The sequence below is a fragment of the Perlabentimonas gracilis genome (assembly GCF_011174675.1).
In the GTDB taxonomy this organism is placed as follows: Bacteria; Bacteroidota; Bacteroidia; order Bacteroidales; family Tenuifilaceae; genus Perlabentimonas; species Perlabentimonas gracilis.
In genome coordinates, this window is record NZ_JAANIG010000027.1 from 19,046 (window position 1) to 36,556 (window position 17,511).

Below are 17,511 nucleotides of genomic sequence, written 5' to 3' on the forward strand. Positions count from 1 at the left end.
CTATATGTGTTTTGTGAAATATGTTTGAAAAGTGTCTCCTTTTAAACTTGTGAGTTTATAGGCGTCACGATACAATAATTTTCCTGACTTTACTGCATTATTAATGTGTGCAGAAAAAGCTATACCTAACCTCTTTCTCGTTGTAGCATAGAAATCACCACCCGAACTTTGAGTTTCTTTTTTGATGAACTCTCTATTTGTATATTCATCGTAAAATCCCAAAAATTGAGTTTTTGTTATTTTTCCTAAGTCTAAAGCCCTTCGAGCAATAACGATTTCACTAACTTTAAAATACCTTGCAGTATTTTTAATGTTAGGATTAGTATTCCAAACCTCATTAAAAGCAATTTCTGGAACAAGAAATTCTGCTGCTACTTTATCGCAAAGTCTCTCAATCGGATCATCTGCTGGTTCAAGTTTTCTGAAGTCAAAACCGGCACTATGTCCAATCCAAATATGGGCTAATTCATGAGCAATAGTGAACATTTGAGCAGCTTTTGCATCAGAGTTATTGATAAACATGAAAGGTGCCATTTCATCTACAAGGACAAAACCACGACATTCTTCAACGCTAATTGGTCGATGAGTATTATTCCCAACAATTCCATTGAATACTGTAATAATACCAATATCCTCAATATGACGAATTAAGGACTCTAAAGCATCTTGCCATGTTTTATAATGACTTGCCCAATTCTCAGATAAATTTAGACTTCTCCGCAAATCTGCTGCAATTTCCCGAAAATTATTACTATTACTGTATTTACCAACAAAGCTTAATGTTTCAAATTCACTCTCTTTAAGGTAATCTTTAAGCCAATCCTGTCTTTGTTGTAATAACAAGATTGTATCATAAATATTTACACCTACTTGAGTGGCTTGAGTATTGTTGGTTCTGAAAAAAGGAATTGGAATTTTTTCTTTGGGTGGTTCGGGTAAGAAGAAATAACCAAAAGGTAGATAAACCTTTTTAGATAAATTTTCAAGTTGCTTAATTGTTGGTTTTTTCTCACCCTGAATCCAATCAAAAATACTAGGAACTTTGTTGGCAAAGTCATGCAGATCATATCCAGCACGGGCAATTGCCCATGTAAGCATATCTGCGTTGATATTTACTTCAGTTCTCATATTGCAAATATATAACAATTTAGACCATCAAACTAAGACAATTAATTACACCAAATATTTGGATTGTATGTCAACGTCTTAATTTACTTATCCTTTCACCAAATAAATTTCCTTATGCGTACTTTCACTTGCAGCCAATAAAGTTATTAGAATCAACTACTTCATAATTCAACTATCTTCTCCACTATACCCAACACCCTCCCGTACTCGAACCCACGCGACATCCCAAACCGTATTAGTTTGGTTTTAAGGTCGTAGCTATCCTTAGCTTTTATGGTTTTAGCCTTGGCGGCAAGGAGTTCACGGAGCATATCGTCGTTGCTGTGCTCTGCCGATTCGGAGAGGGCTGTGGCAATGTGCTCATCGGCTATGCGCTTGGCGCGGAGCGCCATCTCAATCTTTTTAGGACCCCACTTGTTAAACCGGGCCTTCTCGCGGGCAAAGGAAATGGCATATCGGCTCTCGTCAATAAATCCATCTTTAACTAGTAGGTCGATAATTTTCTTGATCTCTTCCGTGTCTACCCCCCACTGAAGAAGCTTTTGCCTAATATCGTAGGGGCATTTTTCGCTTTGGCTGCAAAGCCATTGGGCCCGGTCGAGCGCTTTTTTTGTATCCATTGGCTTAATTTATTCCGAAATTCTTAAGTTTTCTACACTTTTTACGCAAAACACGAATACGCAAAAATTGATTGATTGACTGATTGATGTTTTCACCAAGATTGATTGAAACGACTAGCCTTCTGAAATTCGCATCCTCCCTTTTTAAACGCTAGTACGCTAAAAAGATTAAATATTAGCCAGCGCCCACTCCCCATCGCAACTTCATCATTTTTCATTCTACATTTTACATTTTACATTCAAAGAATCTCACGCCAACCTGCCTGTCGGCAGACAGGGACGCCAAGTTGCTAAGAAGAATAAATATAAACAAACGCCCACTCACTCCCCAAGACTTTTGACTTTCTGACTTTCAACTTTCAACTTCCCCTCTTCTGCATCTCAGCATTCTTTCTTTGCCATTAATATCTTTGCGCAGTGTGACATTCACAAACCCCCTCTCGGCAAATACCGATGCGGTTTCAATTCCAAAGGCTTCGTTAATCTCGCAATAAACCCAACCCTTAGGTTTTAAGTGTTTTTGCGCCACGCTGGCAATGGCTTTGTAAAACTCCAGAGGGTTAACATCGCTAACGAATAGCGCCAGCTCCGGCTCGTTCTCCAGCACATTGGGAGCCATTAGTTCCTTCTCGCTTTCGCGTACATATGGCGGATTGCTCACAATAATATCAAAAGGAGAACCGCTCAGCTCAGCGGGCAGGTTGAGTATGTTTTCATTGATTAATGTTAGGCTTACCCCATTCTCCGTTGCATTTTTCGATGCCACCTCAAGGGCTTCGGATGAAATGTCGAGCGCAAAAACCTTGGCTCCGGGGATGTTCTTGGCAAGGGCAATGGCAATACAACCCGACCCAGTACCTATGTCGAGGATTGACGGAGAACTTTCGTTGTGTGTCGTTAAAATCCAGTCCACCAGTTCCTCGGTTTCGGGGCGTGGTATAAGTACGCTTGGGGCTACCTTGAGGTTAAGACCAAAAAACTCGGTATTTCCCAAAATATATTGAATTGGCTTTTGTAACTTTAGCTGCGAAATATAGTATTCTAGCTGGGTGATCTCACCGTCCGAAAGGGTAAGCTGAGGATTTGCAATGGCATCGTGAATTTTTTTGTTGGAAACAGATTCAATTGCCATACGGGCTATGGCCTTAGCCTCCGACAAAGGGTAGATAGGTTCGAGTTCGTTACATATCGATTTGTACCTTAAAAGGATGCTGTTGTCGCTCATGGTAGTATTGCAGAATTGTATCTCAAAAGTAATCAATAAATATGGAACAGCCGAGTCTTGATCAACTCTATATGAGCCGCTGCCTTGAGCTGGCTAGCAACGGTATGGGTAACGTGGCACCAAACCCTATGGTGGGATCAGTTATAGTGCATAATAACAAGATAATTGCCGAGGGATACCATACGGAGTATGGAAAGGATCATGCCGAACGGGCAGCCATTAATGCGGTTAAGGATACCGATGTTCTCAGTGAATCAACCCTATACGTATCGCTTGAACCCTGCTCTCACTTTGGTAAAACACCCCCTTGTGCAAACCTAATAATTGACTCAAAGATAAAGCGGGTAGTAGTGGCAACACTGGATCCCAACCCAAAAGTGCAAGGCCGGGGGATTGAATTGCTCAAAAATGCAGGTGTTGAAGTGAAGGTTGGTGTGCTCGAAAAGGAGGCCAAGGAGTTGAACCGTAGGTTCTTTGTGTACCATATCAAAAAGCGGCCATACGTAATTCTTAAGTGGGCACAAACCCTCGATGGCTACATAGATGCTGTTCGTAAACCATCTGATCCCATTGCCCCGGTTTGGGTAACCAACGAGTTGTCGCGAACCCTGGTTCACCGATGGCGTAGCGAGGAGCAGGCCATAATGATTGGAACCAACACTGTGGACAAGGACAATCCAAGGCTCGATGTGCGCGATTGGAGCGGACGCTCACCCATGCGAATAGTGCTCGACCGCAAGCTTAGGCTATCGCCCGATGTGAACGTGTACGACGGTTCGTTGCCAACCATAGTTTTTGTTGGGAACAACAGTAGCGCTGCCAGCAAACGGCAAACATTTGCCTCGGTACCCAACATAGAGTTGCTTACCATCGATTTTGCGAAGGGGGCCGAGGATCAGGTTCTGAAAGAGCTGTACGATAGGGGTATTAACTCGGTAATTGTTGAGGGTGGAGCTATGCTTATCAACAGCTTTGTGAAGAAAAACTATTGGGATGAAGCCCGTGTGTTTGTTGGCAATAAGTTTTTTGGCGATGGTGTTAAAGCCCCTGAGCTAAGTGGCGAGCTGTTCAGCTACGATGAGGTGGGCGATAGCAAGCTGTTTACTTACAGGAATAGACTCTCGAGGGGTTAAACGGCTGCAAATTCAATTGCCGACTCATCCCAATGTGGAGCCGACTTAATTGCCGGAATTATCTCCTCTGGGGTTGATACCATTTGCCAAATTTGCCTGTGTTCGGGGCGCATGAAGCGCTCCTCAATCATCTTCTCTATTAGTAGCTCCAGGTGTGAGTAAAAACCGTCGGTATTAAGAACTATAATGGGTTTTGTAAACTTTCCCAACCGCTTTAGTGTGAACACTTCCATCAGCTCCTCAAGTGTTCCACACCCACCGGGTAGGGCAACCACCGCATCTACGTTTTCGGTAAGCTGCTTTTTGCGCTCGCGCATATCCTTAACAAGCACCATTTGGGTAAGCCCCTTGTGACCCCATTCCACCTTATCCATGAACTGTGGCAGGATACCAACCACCCTTCCCTGTAGCGAGAGGGCTGTGTCGGCTAAGCAGCCCATTAGGCCTACTGATCCCCCACCGTATAGAATTGTGGCGTTGGCTTTAACCAACTCGTGGGCAACGGTTTTGGTTGCCTCAAAATATTTCTCATCAATCTTTGCGCTGGAGGCGCAAAATACACATATTTTCATGGTAAAAGTTGTAAGCGAGCGGTAGTAATAATACGAATATCGCCAAACCGGCAATGATTTGGCGATATATATTATGTAGGTTGTTTATAGTAACGCTTCGAGCTTTGAAACCAATGTTGCCTTGGGTACAGCACCAACCTGCTTATCGGCTATCTCACCGTTTTTGAAGAATAGGATGGTGGGGATATTGCGAATGCCAAACCTGCCTGCTACGCCGGGGTTGCTGTCAACATCAACCTTGCCTACAACTGCTTTGCCTTCGAATTCCTCGGCAATCTGTTCAACAAAAGGGGCAACCATGCGGCATGGTCCGCACCATTCTGCCCAAAAATCGAGTAGTACAGGTTTGTCAGATTTGAGAACAATCTCTTCAAAATTAGCATCGGTAATTGCAAGTGCCATAGTTCGTAAGTTTTATTTGTTAATGAATTTTTATTTGTAAAGATAACAGCTTTGGTTTAAAAATGTTCCTCAATGCTTAAACGATGAGAAAAATGATTTGTCGCTAATTCACCTTGTAGTTGATATCCATTTGGTTAAGATGTTTGACTAGCTCGTTGCTTACGCTTATGCGGAAAGTGCGCGAGAACAGCTGAATGCCAATGCTCGACTCGGGATCGAGCAGCTTAAAGTTTAGCGTAACATTTCCTGGATGCTCCGATACCACATGCTTGATATCCTTGATCAAATCGTCGGTTACCTCATCGAGCATTAGGGTTAGGGTAATCTTTTTAACCAGTTCCTCCCGCACATCGGATAGCATATGCATACTCTTGATGCTAAATTCCAGCTCGCCCTGTCTGAATCGGCTGGGGTTAAATCGGCCTTTAATCATTAGGGGGTAACCCACGTAAAAGAACCTACGATATAGCTCGAAATCTTTTCCAAAGAGGGTGAATTCGTACGAGTCGGTAAAGTCCTCGATGGTAATGCGTCCGTAGTATGTTCCTTTTTTGGTAGGCAGCACCTTGGCATCTGACACAATGCCGGCTACCGTAATATCTCGTCCGTTAAGCGAAACGGGATCATACATCTCGGCAAGGGTGGTGTTACAGAAGTTGTCCACCTCAAGCTTAAAGTCATCCAGCGGATGCGCCGATAGGTATATCCCAATAAGCTCCTTTTCCTTGCTTAGGTTTTCAAGTTTCGACCATGGTTCAACCTGCGGAGCCTCGGGTTTTTGTAACTCGAAGCCCGATTCGGTTCCTCCGAATAGCGTTTGCTGAACGTTGTTCTTCTCGGTTTGGGCCTTGGCACCATAGCGCATGAGCTGCTCAATGTAGGATACACCTTTGGGGTCGACCCCAAAATACTGCTCCCTTTTCAGTCCCCCCAAATTGTCGAGAGCTCCTGCTAGCACTAGTGCTTCCACGTTTTTCTTGTTAACCGTTTGCAGGTTGATGCGTTCCACAAAGTCGTATAAATCTTTGAATGGGCCATCCTTTCGGGTTTCAATAATGTTGGCAACGGCTCCCTCGCCAACCCCCTTAACGGCTCCAAGCCCAAAGCGTACATCACCGTTGGGCATTACGGTAAACTTGTAGTTACTGTGGTTTACATCGGGGCCAAGCACCTGAATACCCATTCGGCGGCATTCATCCATGAAGAGGGTAATCTTCTTAATATCCGATAGGTTTCGGCTAAGCACTGCCGCCATGAATTCGCTGGGGTAGTGCGCTTTTAAGTAAGCAGTTTGGTACGATACGTAGGCGTAGCATGTGGAGTGTGACTTGTTGAATGCGTACTGAGCAAAGGCCTCCCAGTCGTTCCACACCTTTTCCACCTTTTTCTTATCGAAGCCCCGCTCATGGCACCCATCAACAAACTGGGCCTTAAGTTTATCCATTACGGCCTTTTGCTTTTTACCCATGGCCTTACGCAGCGAGTCGGCTTGCCCCTTGGTGAACCCAGCCAGCGATTGAGAAAGGCGCATCACCTGCTCCTGATACACGGTAATGCCATAGGTCTCCTCAAGGAATTCTTTCATCTCGGGGATATCGTACTCAATCTTTTCGCGTCCGTGTTTACGGGCAATAAAATTGGGGATGTACTCCAGGGGGCCCGGACGGTAAAGGGCGTTCATAGCGATAAGGTCTTCGAATCGGTTGGGCTTAAGCGCACGCAGGTGTTTCTTCATCCCGGGCGATTCAAACTGGAAAAGCGCTGTGGTGTCGCCCCGCGCGTAGAGTTCGAAGGTTTCCTTATCGTCGAGCGGAATTCTATCTATATCAATGTCAATATCTTTCGACTCCTTAATGAACTGCAATGCATCCTTAATAATGGAGAGGGTTTTAAGCCCAAGGAAGTCCATTTTAAGCAGGCCTACATCCTCAACGTGCTTCCCATCGTACTGGGTTACGTAGAGTTCAGCATCCTTGTTAATGCAAATGGGGATGTGCTCCTCAAGGTTATCGCGACCAATAATAATACCGCAGGCATGCACACCGGTTTGTCTAACCGACCCCTCAAGAACCTCGGCGTACTGTAGGGTTGAGCGAACCAGGTCGTCGGGTGATTTTTTACACTCCAACAGCTCGGGAACCTCCTTGTATGCCTTGGCAAGCGTTGTTCCGGGTCGTTCGGGTACCAGCTTGGCGATACGGATTGCCTCGGGTAGGGGGAGCTTCTGTACGCGGGCAACATCGCGAATGGCCATCTTGGCAGCCATGGTGCCAAAGGTGATGATGTGTGCTACCTTGTCCTTGCCATATTTATTTACAACCCATTGCAATACGAGTTCGCGTCCATCCTCATCAAAATCGATATCGATATCGGGCATGGATATACGCTCGGGGTTTAGGAAACGCTCAAACAGCAGGTCGTACTTTATGGGGTCAATATCGGTAATGCGGAGGCAGTAGGCCACAGCCGAACCCGCTGCCGAGCCCCTTCCCGGGCCAACGGAAACGCCCATCTCACGAGCAGCGCGCAGGAAGTCCCATACAATAAGGAAGTAGCTGGGAAACCCCATGCCCTTGATAACCTCAAGTTCAAAGTCGAGGCGCTCGCGAATATCATCGGTAATACTATCGCCCCATCGCATTTTTGCACCCTCGTAGGTGAGGTGCCTAAGGTACTCGTTATCCTCGGTAAAGCCCTCGGGTAGGGCAAAGTGGGGCATAATGGGGGCGTGGTTAAGGGAGTAGACCTCAACTTTATCGGCTATTTCGAGCGTGTTGTGAATTACCTCGGGATGGTTTGGAAAAAGCCTAATCATCTCGTCCTCGCTTTTGAGGTACTCCTGCATGGTGTAGTGCATACGGTTGGGGTCGTCTATATCCTTCCCGGTATTTAGGCATATAAGCCTGTCATGCGCTTGAGCATCCTCGGCGTTGATGAAGTGAACATCGTTGGTGGCAATACACTTAACGCCAGTTTTTTCGGCTAGCTGAAAAATGACCTCGTTCACCTTCTTCTGTTCAAGATAGGTGTCCTCTGAGAACCCTCCCGGCTTAACCGGATGCAGCATAACCTCGAGGTAGAAGTCGTCGCCAAAAATCTCTTTAAACTCGTATATTACCTCCTCGGCTCTTGCAAGGTTTCCCTTTATAATGGCCTGTGGGATCTCGCCACCCAGACAGGCTGATGAAACAATTATTCCCTCGCTATACTTGCGTAGCAGCTCCTTGTCGATACGAGGTTTCTGGTAAAAGCCCTCGGTCCAGGAGTACGATACCATTTTAGTGAGGTTATGGTATCCGGTTTTATTCTTGGCCAGTAGAACCAGGTGATCGCCACCCCTGTCGTCCTTATCGCGACTTCTCCTGTCGGGAGTTACGTAGGCCTCGCAGCCAATAATGGGTTTGAAAAGCTTCTGCTCGGCAGCTTTTAACTTCTCTTGCAGCTCGGTAAGGGTTGCGTTGGGTTCGCCCGATTCCTCCAGCTTCTTGATATCCTCCTTAAGCAGCTTAATTTCGCAAGTGTGCTGGTCGTTTACCTTGTTCACCGTGTTAAGAAACTCCTTAACCCCAAACATATTACCATGGTCGGTAATGGCTATTCCGCGCATACCAAGGCTTTTGGCTCTTTCTACAAGACCTTTTATGCTCGAGGCGCCATCGAGAATGGAGTACTGGGTGTGAACGTGAAGATGTACAAACTTGCTCATTGCTTATTAGTAGGGGATTACAGTATTTGCGTACGAATTGATTTGGTTTTCCAAAGTTAGCTCATTGCGTAGCAAAATTTGAGTGATGTTGAAAACTATTGAATAAAATATATATCTACCTATGATATAGTGTTTTTAGTAGGAACAAGGATGTTGGTTGCAGAACTTTGATGATGTAAACAATTTGCAATGGTAATGGTTAAATTATACAAAGACCAGTTCATCTAATCGGGTGGTTGGCTTAAAATTGCTATCTTTGAACTTCGAGAGAAACCATATTAAAATCAACAAAAATGAGCTTTAGCGGACAATCCCCCTTCGCAAATATCCCCCCAGTTGTTAAGAATCTGATAATTATCAATGCCATTATGCTGCTTGCCACTTTTATGTTTGGTAGCGTAATGCGCATCGACCTTAACCGTGAACTGGGGCTTTTTTACTTCGAATCGCCTCAGTTTAAACCATTCCAGCTGGTTACACACATCTTTATGCATGGGGGTATCGCCCACCTTTTCTTCAATATGTTTGCCCTGTTCATGTTTGGTCGAGTGCTAGAGCAGGTGTGGGGTAGCAAGCGTTTCTTTATCTACTATTTTTTCACGGGGTTGGGTGCTGCGGTGCTTCACTCCATGGTGAACTTTATTGAGGCCAAATCGATTATGGCAAACCTTACCCCCGAGCAAATCAACTTGGTTAAAACTGAGGGTACTGCCATCTTTATGCAAGGCAAAAACTATATGCACTCGGGAATGGCTTCGCTTAATATGCTGTTTAATATTCCTACGGTTGGTGCCTCTGGAGCCGTGTTTGGAGTGCTACTGGCGTTTGGTATGTATTTCCCAAATACACAGCTGATGCTGCTTTTCCCGCCAATTCCCATTAAAGCTAAATACTTTGTAATTGGCTATGGTTTAATTGAACTATACCTAGGTTTTACACAAGCAAATAGCGGAGTTGCACACTTTGCCCACCTGGGGGGTATGGTGTTTGGCTTTATTTTGATAAAGATCTGGTCCAAGAAACGTGATAGATTTTTCTAAAAGTTTTGGTATGGGTAGCATTTTCGATGAGATAAAACAATCCTTTAAGCAGGGTGGAACGCTGGTTAGGTTGATATATATAAACCTAGGAGTGTTTTTGGCTTTCAATATTTTAAAAGCGATACTCTTTTTAGGGGGTATTGATATTGGCTTTAAGCTATCGCAATATATTGCTGTTCCTGCATACTTCCCTAATCTAGCCAGTAGGCCCTGGACCCTTTTTACGTATATGTTTTTTCATGAGGGGTTTATCCATATACTATTCAATATGCTCTGGCTTTACTGGTTGGGACGCATATTTTTAGGATTTATGACCGAGCGCAAGCTGCTTGGCGTGTACATCATGGGGGGTATTTCTGGCGGCTTTTTGTATATTTTGTTTTACAATATCTTCCCAGCATTCAGCGAGGTGTTGCCAAGTTCATTTGCCTTAGGTGCATCGGCATCGGTGCTTGCAGTGGTGTTTGCGGCGGCAGCTTACGCACCAAACTTTACGCTTAACCTTATGTTTATTGGGCCAGTAAGGCTCAAGTATATCGCTGCCTTCATGGTTGTGCTCGATATTATTGGTATTGCAGGAGCCAATGCTGGTGGCCATATTGCCCACCTGGGCGGAGCGCTGTTTGGATACCTATTCATCTACTTTCAAAAGCAGAATGTTGATTTGGCCAAGCCGGTTTACTTTTTTATTGATGCCTTTACCTCCAGCCCTTCGGCTCAGCGTCGGAAGAAAATGAAGGTGGAGTATAGCAAGCCCAAGGACGATTACGAGTACAACAAGATGAAAGCCGAACAGCAGAAAGAGATTGATGCGATTTTAGACAAGATATCGAAGGGTGGATACGATAGCCTTACGGCTGAGGAGAAGAAGACCCTTTTTAGGATGAAGGGACATTAGACATCGATATACGTGGCACCAATAAACTTTTGTTGAACTAACTGAATGCCAATTGCGAAAGTTTGTCGACATAATTCTGCAAATACTTACGCTTGTGTCAGGGCTTTCGCTGCTGCTGGCATACCTTTCTGTTCACATTAAGCCTACCGTTTTCTGGTTTCTGGGGTTAGTAGGTTTATCGTACCCGTTCCTACTGCTTATAAATGTTGCCTTTTTGGTTTACTGGATTATTCGCTGGAAATGGCTTTTCGTGTATCCTACACTTGCCATACTGTTGGGTGTATCGCATTTTGCCAATTTTTTTCAGTTTCCCTTTGGGAAAAATAGTGCGGTGACTACCGATGATCTGAAAATTGTATCGTACAATGTAAACCTTTTTCAGCTCTATTCATGGGCCGAAGAGCCACCTACACATAGCCATGTTTTCGCCTTTATTCGCGACGAGAATCCAGATATAGTTTGTTTGCAGGAGTTTTACGTGGTTAGCGATAAGTTTACAGAGCAGCAGGCGCGTGAGGCTCTTAGCTACGATGTGCATATTGGATACATTACCAAGGGCAAGAAAACAGGATACGGTTTGGCCACATATAGCCGTTTCCCAATTGTGAATTCAGGCGAGATAAAGTTTGAGAATAGCGCCAATGCCTGCATCTATTCCGACGTTCTGATTGGATCAGATACTGTTAGGATTTACAATAACCATTTACAATCGCTAAGGCTTAGGGAGAGTAATATAAGTTTTTTACAAAACCAAAGTAGCCGGAAGGAAGCTCAGGCAATGGACGAAATCAAAGATATTTCATTCAGATTTAGGGATGCGTTGCGCAAGCGAGCTCAGCAGGTGGAGCTGGTCACCGACCACATACTAAGCAGCCCATACCCTGTGATAGTTTGTGGCGACTTAAACGAGTCGCCCATATCCTACAACTACCGAAAAATGAGGGAAAACCTGAACGATGCGTTTGTTGAGGCAGGGGCTGGGGTAGGGTATACGTACAAGGGCTTTTTCCCATCGTTTAGGATTGATTACATTTTGTACAACCCAAAGTTTTCGGCTACCAGCTACTACAGCCCAAGGGTTTACCATTCCGATCATTACCCTGTGGTGGCCACCTTGCGAAAGGAGTAGGAACAATTTCTAATCCTTCTTCTTTTTCCAAACCCTTAGCTGGCACATACAACCTCCGGTCATGGTTTGATCCTTGTCAACAATAAGCGGAAGCCCATCGCGCTCCCAGTCATGAATTCCGCCAGCAAGATTTGCCACGTTAGTATACCCTTTGCCCTGGAGGAATTCGACCACCTCCTTACTGTGAATTCCCACGGCATCGGCAATAATTATTGGGCGGTCGGTGGGTAGGTGGTGGTAGTAGTTTTCAATCTCCTTATCGTGGCAGTAGAGACATTCTGGAACATCGAAAAGTTTGTTTTTAAGGAGGAGTTCAAGACGGAGGTCGAGTAGGATTGCACCATTCTTACACAGCTCGTTGGCCTCGCGGGGCGAGAGGTGTAGCATGCCATCAATGGTAAATCCATACCCTTCGAAAAAGTATTTCATACTCAGTTCATTTTGCACATTTCACACAGAATAAGCTCTGGGGCATAAGCGCAAGCCTTCCTAAAGGGATATCGCCACCACAGCGGCGGCATATTCCAAACTCTTCGGAATCGATTTTGCTAAGGGCATAGTTTAACTTCTTCAGCTTATCTTCGGCTTGCCTTAAACCTGCGTCAGCAACCGCCTTATTGTTAATGGCATCCATTCGCGATACGCGCCCTATTGCATTGTCGGGTGCAACTGGCTGCGATATCTGCTTGAAGTCCTCAATTATCTTTTGAGTTTTTTCAATTTCGTATGCAATAAGCGCTTCAAATTCTTGCTTTTTGGCTTGGTCCATTATGTTGCACTCTTAATCCACCCCTTTAGTGTGGCTGGTGTAGGCATTTTCCCTTGGATTTTTAGTTCTCCATTAATTATTAGTCCAGGCGAAAGCCACACGCCGTAGCTGGGGAACAGGTTTACGTCGGTTATCTTCTCAACTTTGGCATCTATGCCAAGCTCATCCGCAATTTCACGACACATTGCTTCGAGCCGTAAGCAGTTTGGGCAACCGGGGCCGAGAACCTTAATATCCATTGTTTTGATTTGTTTATAGGTTAATGTGATTTAATATCGAACACTGAATCTCGAATTTCGAAAGATGAAGTTTTGGTTTGGATTGGTCATTATCATTTTGTGCATTTGTCCTTGGTGTCCTAATCCTTCACTATTTGTTATTCTTTGTTTCTTACCCTCCGCACCCACAGCACCCTCCTTGCATACCACACGCAGGGGCGCTAGGCATAGCAGCTTCTTTCGATTGTTTTGGTGGTTGATACTCGCTGCACTCCTCGCCATTGGTTGGACAAGGAGCAGTTAGCTTGCTGCAGGGGCCAAAGGTTGGGTCTATCCACTCCTGTTTTGTGCCCTCAGCTTCAAATTTTAAATCGCACGTTTTGCAGTAGAATGTTGGCATATTAGAAATGATTGGTTGATTGATTGGATACCTGCCTGTCTCGGGTCTCGTCATTATTTGACGAGATAACGAGAGCAGGATTAGCTAACGAGTGACGGGTTCCTAGTTGCAACGGTAACCCATTGCCAACTGCTTCTTGCCAACTGCCAACTATAAGGTTCACTGATTGGTTGACTGATTGCTCCAGTGATTATAGGAGGTGTAGCCATTTATCCTTTGCTATTTAAAATTTACTAACATCCGCAGCCACATCCACCGCAACCGCCCGACTGATTGTGGCCTCCGCAGTGCTCGGCATCATCAATTAAATCCTGACGAAGGATAAGCGGCAGCCCATCGCGGTTCCACTGAATAATACCCCCGTCGAGGTTGCTGGCGTTACTATACCCTTGGTAGTTCAACAGATTTACTGCTTTAACGCTTCGCACGCCGTTGTTGCAGGCAACTATAAGCGGCCTGTCCTTGGGCAGCTCGCCATACCTATCGGCAATTACCGACATGGGCAGATGGATTACCTCGGTGGAGTCGAACTTGATAATGTCGAGCTCATCGTCCTCCCTTATATCAACAATAAGTGCGTTATGGTTTGCAACGGCATCGGCGGCTGCATAGGAGCCAATATGGCTAACCCCGGGCAGGGTAAAGGCTTGGTGCTTTGGTGTATCGGTAGTATTCATAATTATTTTTTTGCAAAGATAATAAATATGGTATGGATGTGCTAAATGATAGTAACAGGATGACTAAGGAGAATGTTGAATACTATATCCTTAGAGTAGCTGCAATACGTTTGGGGTTTAGCAGAAGATTAAGGCCGTCAATTATGCTGGTGCATATAATATCAGCATTCATCAGCGCCTGAACCGATGCTCCTTCGGCTTGAACAACTGCAATGCCAAGAGTAGCCAGTTTAAGCATTTGCGCATCGTTTGCTCCGTTACCAATGGCCACAACCGATTGGGGGTTTAGGCTGGCAACAAAATCGGCCTTTTGCCTCCCCTGCTCTTTCCCATCAATAATTTTTACGTTGATATTGGTATTGGCAAAGCTTTTCTCAACCGTTCCAAACGTGTCGGCAGTAATAACGTGAACCGAAAGGTGCTCCGAGAGCTTGCCGAGCAGTTTAATTACGCCATTAATTTGCTGTCCGTCGATGGCTAGTGTTCCGTTGTAGTCGAGCACTAAATGCTCGGCAACAATTGGCTCTATATTGGGGATATTAATTCTAATCATATCAATCCTATGTTTTGTGCACCTACACCGTGTTAGTTTTAAAAAACAGACAATAAAAATCTAATGCTTTTGTCCTGTTTTGTATAAGAGGATATTCGCCTTCTCAATAGTCATAACACAACCCGTTTTCAGCTTATCGAAGTAGGGCAAAATGGTTTTGGCAAAGCTTTCCACCTTCTCGGCCTCATCAATTATCTCAATTACCAGGGGTAGTTTTTCGGTGATCTCCCAAAACTTCATCGACTTAACCGTGCTGCTCGATCCATAGCCCATCACCCCTTTGAGTACGGTGACGCCCGCCATACCGTAGCGCTTGGCGGCAAATACAATTACCTCGTAAAGGGGCGAGTACCTAAACTTATCGGTGTTGCTAATAAAAATGCGCAAATGCTTGGCTTCTCTATTGGTTTCCATAGGTTAGTATAGTTTAGTAATAAGGTTTCCAAGGTAAACGGCCACTAAGCAAAGAAATACGCTAAGGCTGGTGTATAGGGCAAAAAGCACAAAGTTGCCATCCCTTAGCAGGAAGATATTCTCGCTGCTAAAGGTAGAGAATGAGGTGAACCCACCGCAAACCCCAACGGTAAGGAATAGCCGTAGGTCGGGGCTAATGATGTTGCTTTTGCCCGATATTCCATAGATAATGCCAATAAGTAGGCAGCCGATAATATTTACGGTAAAAGTTCCCAGAGGGAACGAGGTAAGGGTGTTGGCGTGAATTAGGCGCGAGAGCAGGAAACGGCCAACGGTTCCAATAAATCCGCCAGCACCAACAATAAGAATTAAACGAAGCATTTTACTAAATATATTGATTGTTGCAGGAGCCATTAGCATGTAAGCGGTTTATGGCTAGCCCCATAGCCAGAGGTAGCAAAGATAGTGAAAATATAAGATGATAAATTAGCAAGAACTATTCGACCTAAGAAGTTCAAAAAACGTTGAATATCTTTGGTCGAATTCACTTGAAATTTAAGAGTGGCTCAAAAGCTTAATTATGGCTTAATCTTTTGGAAAAGCGAAAAAAGTTTATCTCTATATATATCATTAATACTTTCTTCATGCTCGCCAATGGGCTTTACGGGGATAAGGTCAATCACCTCATCAGGGGTTAATCCAGAATGGAAGTAGGTGTTTAGGGCTGCCACCATCGACTGATGAACAGATTGCTCACGCTCAATCTTTGACAAGCCCATCTCATCGCCAAGCCTGATAAGTTCCCGCCATTGGAACCAGAAATAGGTTGGTAGCATGGCCGATAGTATGGCGTAGGCCTCCAACTTTGGCTCATCAACCTCAAATGTTTTACCAAGTAATTCAAGAAGTTTTAGTAATTCCTGTTTATGTGTTGGGTTAAAGGTTTTAGCAAAACTAATTGGATTGTAGCCCTCGTTAATGTATGAGGTGGCGTTGGGGATCATCCGCGCTAAGTTGGGCGATTTTACCTGCGTGGCAATTTTATCAATTGAAATCTTGGGGGCAAGGGAGATGACCATTGCATTCTCAGAAATCTTTGTAGAAACCTGAGTAAGCGACTCCATAATTGCTGGAGGATGCAGGGCAATAAATACAATGTCGCATTGTGCGGGTTGATCGGCCGTATTAACTGTTTGTATATCGGGGGATTGCCCTTTTAGGCCAGATAGGACATCGCTATTCATGTCGAACACAATGGTTGACGATAAATCCACACCCTTGTTTTGAAATGCTTTCAGAAAGATCTTGGTTATCCTTCCGCCTCCAATAAAACCAATTGATTTTGTTTTCATAGCAAACTGTTTTTAATTAATTTTTGATTTCTTCAATCTTTGTAATTTATAAGTTTCTGATGGTTTGAATCAAAATTCTATGTAAAATTAGGGAACAATGATTTAAAGATCAATACTAATTGTTGATATAATGAAAAACTCCTTCCACGGTGAGTAAAAGGAGTTCTTTTAAGTGTAATGTAGTTTAAAACCTATTTCTATTGGCAAATGCCACTAAAGAAAGCATCACTGGAACTTCAACCAATACTCCTACCACAGTTACCAGTGCAGCTGGCGATTGCAACCCAAACAGCGCAATGGCAACCGCAACGGCCAGTTCAAAAAAGTTACTGGCACCTATCATGGCCGCCGGACCACACACAGGGTATGGTAGTTTTAACTTTTTGCCACCGTACCAAGCAATGAAGAAGATAAAGTAGGTTTGTATTACAAGTGGAACAGCGGCAAGTAGTATTATTAGGGGATTGCTAATAATGTTCTGACCTTGGAAGGCGAATAGTAAAACTAGTGTTACTAGCAAAGCAATGATGCTAACGGGCTTTAGCCTTGGTAAGAAAACTTCCTTGAACCACTTCTCTCCTCTACTACTTAGTAGAATTCGTTGGGTTATGACTCCTGCAACCAGAGGTACAACAACAAAAATTAGCACGCTAGCCACCAGGGTATCGTAGGGGATAACCACATCGGTAATGCCAAGTAATAGTCCAACAATTGGAATAAATGCAACAAGGATTATCAGATCGTTTACCGAGACTTGAACCAGTGTGTAGTTGGGGTCGCCGTCGGAAAGGTAACTCCATACAAATACCATAGCAGTACAGGGGGCGGCTCCCAGTATAATGGCTCCAGCAATATATTCGCCCGCCATCGATGGATCAATCCATGCTTGGTAAAGTTTGGAGAAGAAAAGCCAAGCAAAGAAAGCCATGGTAAAAGGCTTAATAAGCCAGTTAATTATAAGGGTCCATACCACTCCTCTAGGCTTCTTCCCAATTTTTTTTATGCTCGAAAAATCCACCTGTAGCATCATGGGGTAAATCATGAGCCAGATTAGGATTGCCACAGGAATATTCACCCTTGCAATTTCAAGGCTGCTAATAAATTCAATGCTATCGCCAGCAATATGGCCTATGGCAATACCCACCAGTATTCCCAGGGCTACCCATATGGTTAGGTATTTTTCAAAAAGACCGATAGTTTTTTTAGGTTTACCGGTAATTGTAATCTCCTTGAACTCTTTGCTCATTGCTTTTCTTTTTTTATGGTTAGATATTA

20 protein-coding genes and 1 riboswitch are annotated in these 17,511 nt (G+C 44.3%); of the genes, 4 read left to right on the forward strand and 16 right to left on the reverse strand.

The features are described from left to right. The 3 genes from G8O23_RS11865 to prmC all read right to left on the reverse strand — a co-directional run bounded on the left by G8O23_RS11865 (position 1) and on the right by prmC (position 2,973). Positions 1 to 1,128 (reverse strand): ImmA/IrrE family metallo-endopeptidase, encoded by a 1,128-nt coding sequence (locus G8O23_RS11865; protein ID WP_166365078.1) that lies wholly within the window; start codon positions 1,126 to 1,128, stop codon positions 1 to 3. 161 nt (positions 1,129 to 1,289) lie between these two features. Then, complete coding sequence (locus G8O23_RS11870; RefSeq protein ID WP_166365080.1) at positions 1,290 to 1,748, reverse strand: regulatory protein RecX; 459 nt, start codon at positions 1,746 to 1,748, stop codon at positions 1,290 to 1,292. A gap of 352 nt (positions 1,749 to 2,100) precedes the next feature. Continuing rightward, positions 2,101 to 2,973: a peptide chain release factor N(5)-glutamine methyltransferase gene (prmC, locus tag G8O23_RS11875; protein WP_166365082.1), complete on the reverse strand. Its 873-nt coding sequence runs from the start codon at positions 2,971 to 2,973 to the stop codon at positions 2,101 to 2,103. A 41-nt stretch (positions 2,974 to 3,014) separates the two neighbouring features. Here prmC and ribD point away from each other — a divergent pair, with 41 nt between their 5' ends. Continuing rightward, positions 3,015 to 4,106 (forward strand): bifunctional diaminohydroxyphosphoribosylaminopyrimidine deaminase/5-amino-6-(5-phosphoribosylamino)uracil reductase RibD, encoded by a 1,092-nt coding sequence (gene ribD, locus G8O23_RS11880; protein WP_219932503.1) that lies wholly within the window; start codon positions 3,015 to 3,017, stop codon positions 4,104 to 4,106. Here the strand turns inward: ribD and G8O23_RS11885 are convergent. The 3 genes from G8O23_RS11885 to dnaE all read right to left on the reverse strand — a co-directional run bounded on the left by G8O23_RS11885 (position 4,103) and on the right by dnaE (position 8,786). After that, complete coding sequence (locus G8O23_RS11885; RefSeq protein ID WP_166365084.1) at positions 4,103 to 4,678, reverse strand: LOG family protein; 576 nt, start codon at positions 4,676 to 4,678, stop codon at positions 4,103 to 4,105. The two genes, ribD and G8O23_RS11885, sit on opposite strands and share 4 nt — an antisense overlap. An 84-nt stretch (positions 4,679 to 4,762) precedes the next feature. Beyond that, on the reverse strand, positions 4,763 to 5,080 hold the full coding sequence (gene trxA, locus G8O23_RS11890; RefSeq protein ID WP_166365086.1) for a thioredoxin: 318 nt from the start codon (positions 5,078 to 5,080) through the stop codon (positions 4,763 to 4,765). A 103-nt stretch (positions 5,081 to 5,183) separates the two neighbouring features. Next, on the reverse strand, positions 5,184 to 8,786 hold the full coding sequence (gene dnaE, locus G8O23_RS11895; protein ID WP_166365088.1) for a DNA polymerase III subunit alpha: 3,603 nt from the start codon (positions 8,784 to 8,786) through the stop codon (positions 5,184 to 5,186). Positions 8,787 to 9,079: 293 nt separating this feature from the next. Here dnaE and G8O23_RS11900 point away from each other — a divergent pair, with 293 nt between their 5' ends. From G8O23_RS11900 to G8O23_RS11910, 3 genes are read left to right on the forward strand one after another with little or no spacing between them, the layout of a single operon-like run. Continuing rightward, positions 9,080 to 9,826: a rhomboid family intramembrane serine protease gene (locus tag G8O23_RS11900; protein WP_166365090.1), complete on the forward strand. Its 747-nt coding sequence runs from the start codon at positions 9,080 to 9,082 to the stop codon at positions 9,824 to 9,826. Between the two features lie 10 nt (positions 9,827 to 9,836). Further along, positions 9,837 to 10,724, forward strand: coding sequence for a rhomboid family intramembrane serine protease (locus tag G8O23_RS11905; protein ID WP_166365092.1), 888 nt, complete (start codon positions 9,837 to 9,839; stop codon positions 10,722 to 10,724). A 52-nt stretch (positions 10,725 to 10,776) separates the two neighbouring features. Further along, a complete protein-coding gene (locus tag G8O23_RS11910; protein WP_166365094.1) occupies positions 10,777 to 11,853 on the forward strand; it encodes an endonuclease/exonuclease/phosphatase family protein in 1,077 nt (358 codons plus the stop codon). A 9-nt stretch (positions 11,854 to 11,862) separates the two neighbouring features. Here the strand turns inward: G8O23_RS11910 and G8O23_RS11915 are convergent, their stop codons facing one another. The 10 genes from G8O23_RS11915 to arsB all read right to left on the reverse strand — a co-directional run bounded on the left by G8O23_RS11915 (position 11,863) and on the right by arsB (position 17,482). Next, the gene (locus G8O23_RS11915; protein WP_166365096.1) at positions 11,863 to 12,282 is read right to left on the reverse strand and encodes a rhodanese-like domain-containing protein; all 420 of its coding nucleotides are present in this window, start codon (positions 12,280 to 12,282) and stop codon (positions 11,863 to 11,865) included. A gap of 7 nt (positions 12,283 to 12,289) precedes the next feature. After that, a complete protein-coding gene (locus tag G8O23_RS11920; RefSeq protein WP_166365098.1) occupies positions 12,290 to 12,622 on the reverse strand; it encodes a TraR/DksA family transcriptional regulator in 333 nt (110 codons plus the stop codon). Continuing rightward, the gene (locus tag G8O23_RS11925) at positions 12,622 to 12,861 is read right to left on the reverse strand and encodes a thioredoxin family protein (RefSeq protein ID WP_166365100.1); all 240 of its coding nucleotides are present in this window, start codon (positions 12,859 to 12,861) and stop codon (positions 12,622 to 12,624) included. Before G8O23_RS11925 ends, G8O23_RS11920 begins: the two co-directional genes overlap by 1 nt. Positions 12,862 to 13,012: 151 nt before the next feature. After that, positions 13,013 to 13,240, reverse strand: coding sequence for a hypothetical protein (locus tag G8O23_RS11930; RefSeq protein WP_166365102.1), 228 nt, complete (start codon positions 13,238 to 13,240; stop codon positions 13,013 to 13,015). 233 nt (positions 13,241 to 13,473) lie between these two features. After that, on the reverse strand, positions 13,474 to 13,917 hold the full coding sequence (locus G8O23_RS11935; RefSeq protein WP_166365104.1) for a rhodanese-like domain-containing protein: 444 nt from the start codon (positions 13,915 to 13,917) through the stop codon (positions 13,474 to 13,476). 82 nt (positions 13,918 to 13,999) lie between these two features. After that, positions 14,000 to 14,470, reverse strand: coding sequence for an HAD family hydrolase (locus G8O23_RS11940; protein WP_166365106.1), 471 nt, complete (start codon positions 14,468 to 14,470; stop codon positions 14,000 to 14,002). Positions 14,471 to 14,530: 60 nt separating this feature from the next. Next, the gene (locus G8O23_RS11945) at positions 14,531 to 14,884 is read right to left on the reverse strand and encodes a DUF190 domain-containing protein (protein ID WP_166365108.1); all 354 of its coding nucleotides are present in this window, start codon (positions 14,882 to 14,884) and stop codon (positions 14,531 to 14,533) included. A gap of 3 nt (positions 14,885 to 14,887) precedes the next feature. Next, positions 14,888 to 15,265, reverse strand: a complete 378-nt coding sequence (crcB, locus tag G8O23_RS11950) for a fluoride efflux transporter CrcB (RefSeq protein ID WP_166365110.1) — start codon at positions 15,263 to 15,265, stop codon at positions 14,888 to 14,890. A 16-nt stretch (positions 15,266 to 15,281) separates the two neighbouring features. Next, positions 15,282 to 15,342: riboswitch (Fluoride riboswitch) on the reverse strand. A gap of 120 nt (positions 15,343 to 15,462) precedes the next feature. Continuing rightward, positions 15,463 to 16,236: a pyrroline-5-carboxylate reductase family protein gene (locus G8O23_RS11955; RefSeq protein WP_166365112.1), complete on the reverse strand. Its 774-nt coding sequence runs from the start codon at positions 16,234 to 16,236 to the stop codon at positions 15,463 to 15,465. 184 nt (positions 16,237 to 16,420) lie between these two features. Further along, on the reverse strand, positions 16,421 to 17,482 hold the full coding sequence (gene arsB / locus G8O23_RS11960; RefSeq protein ID WP_166365114.1) for an ACR3 family arsenite efflux transporter: 1,062 nt from the start codon (positions 17,480 to 17,482) through the stop codon (positions 16,421 to 16,423). Positions 17,483 to 17,511 lie beyond the last annotated feature (29 nt).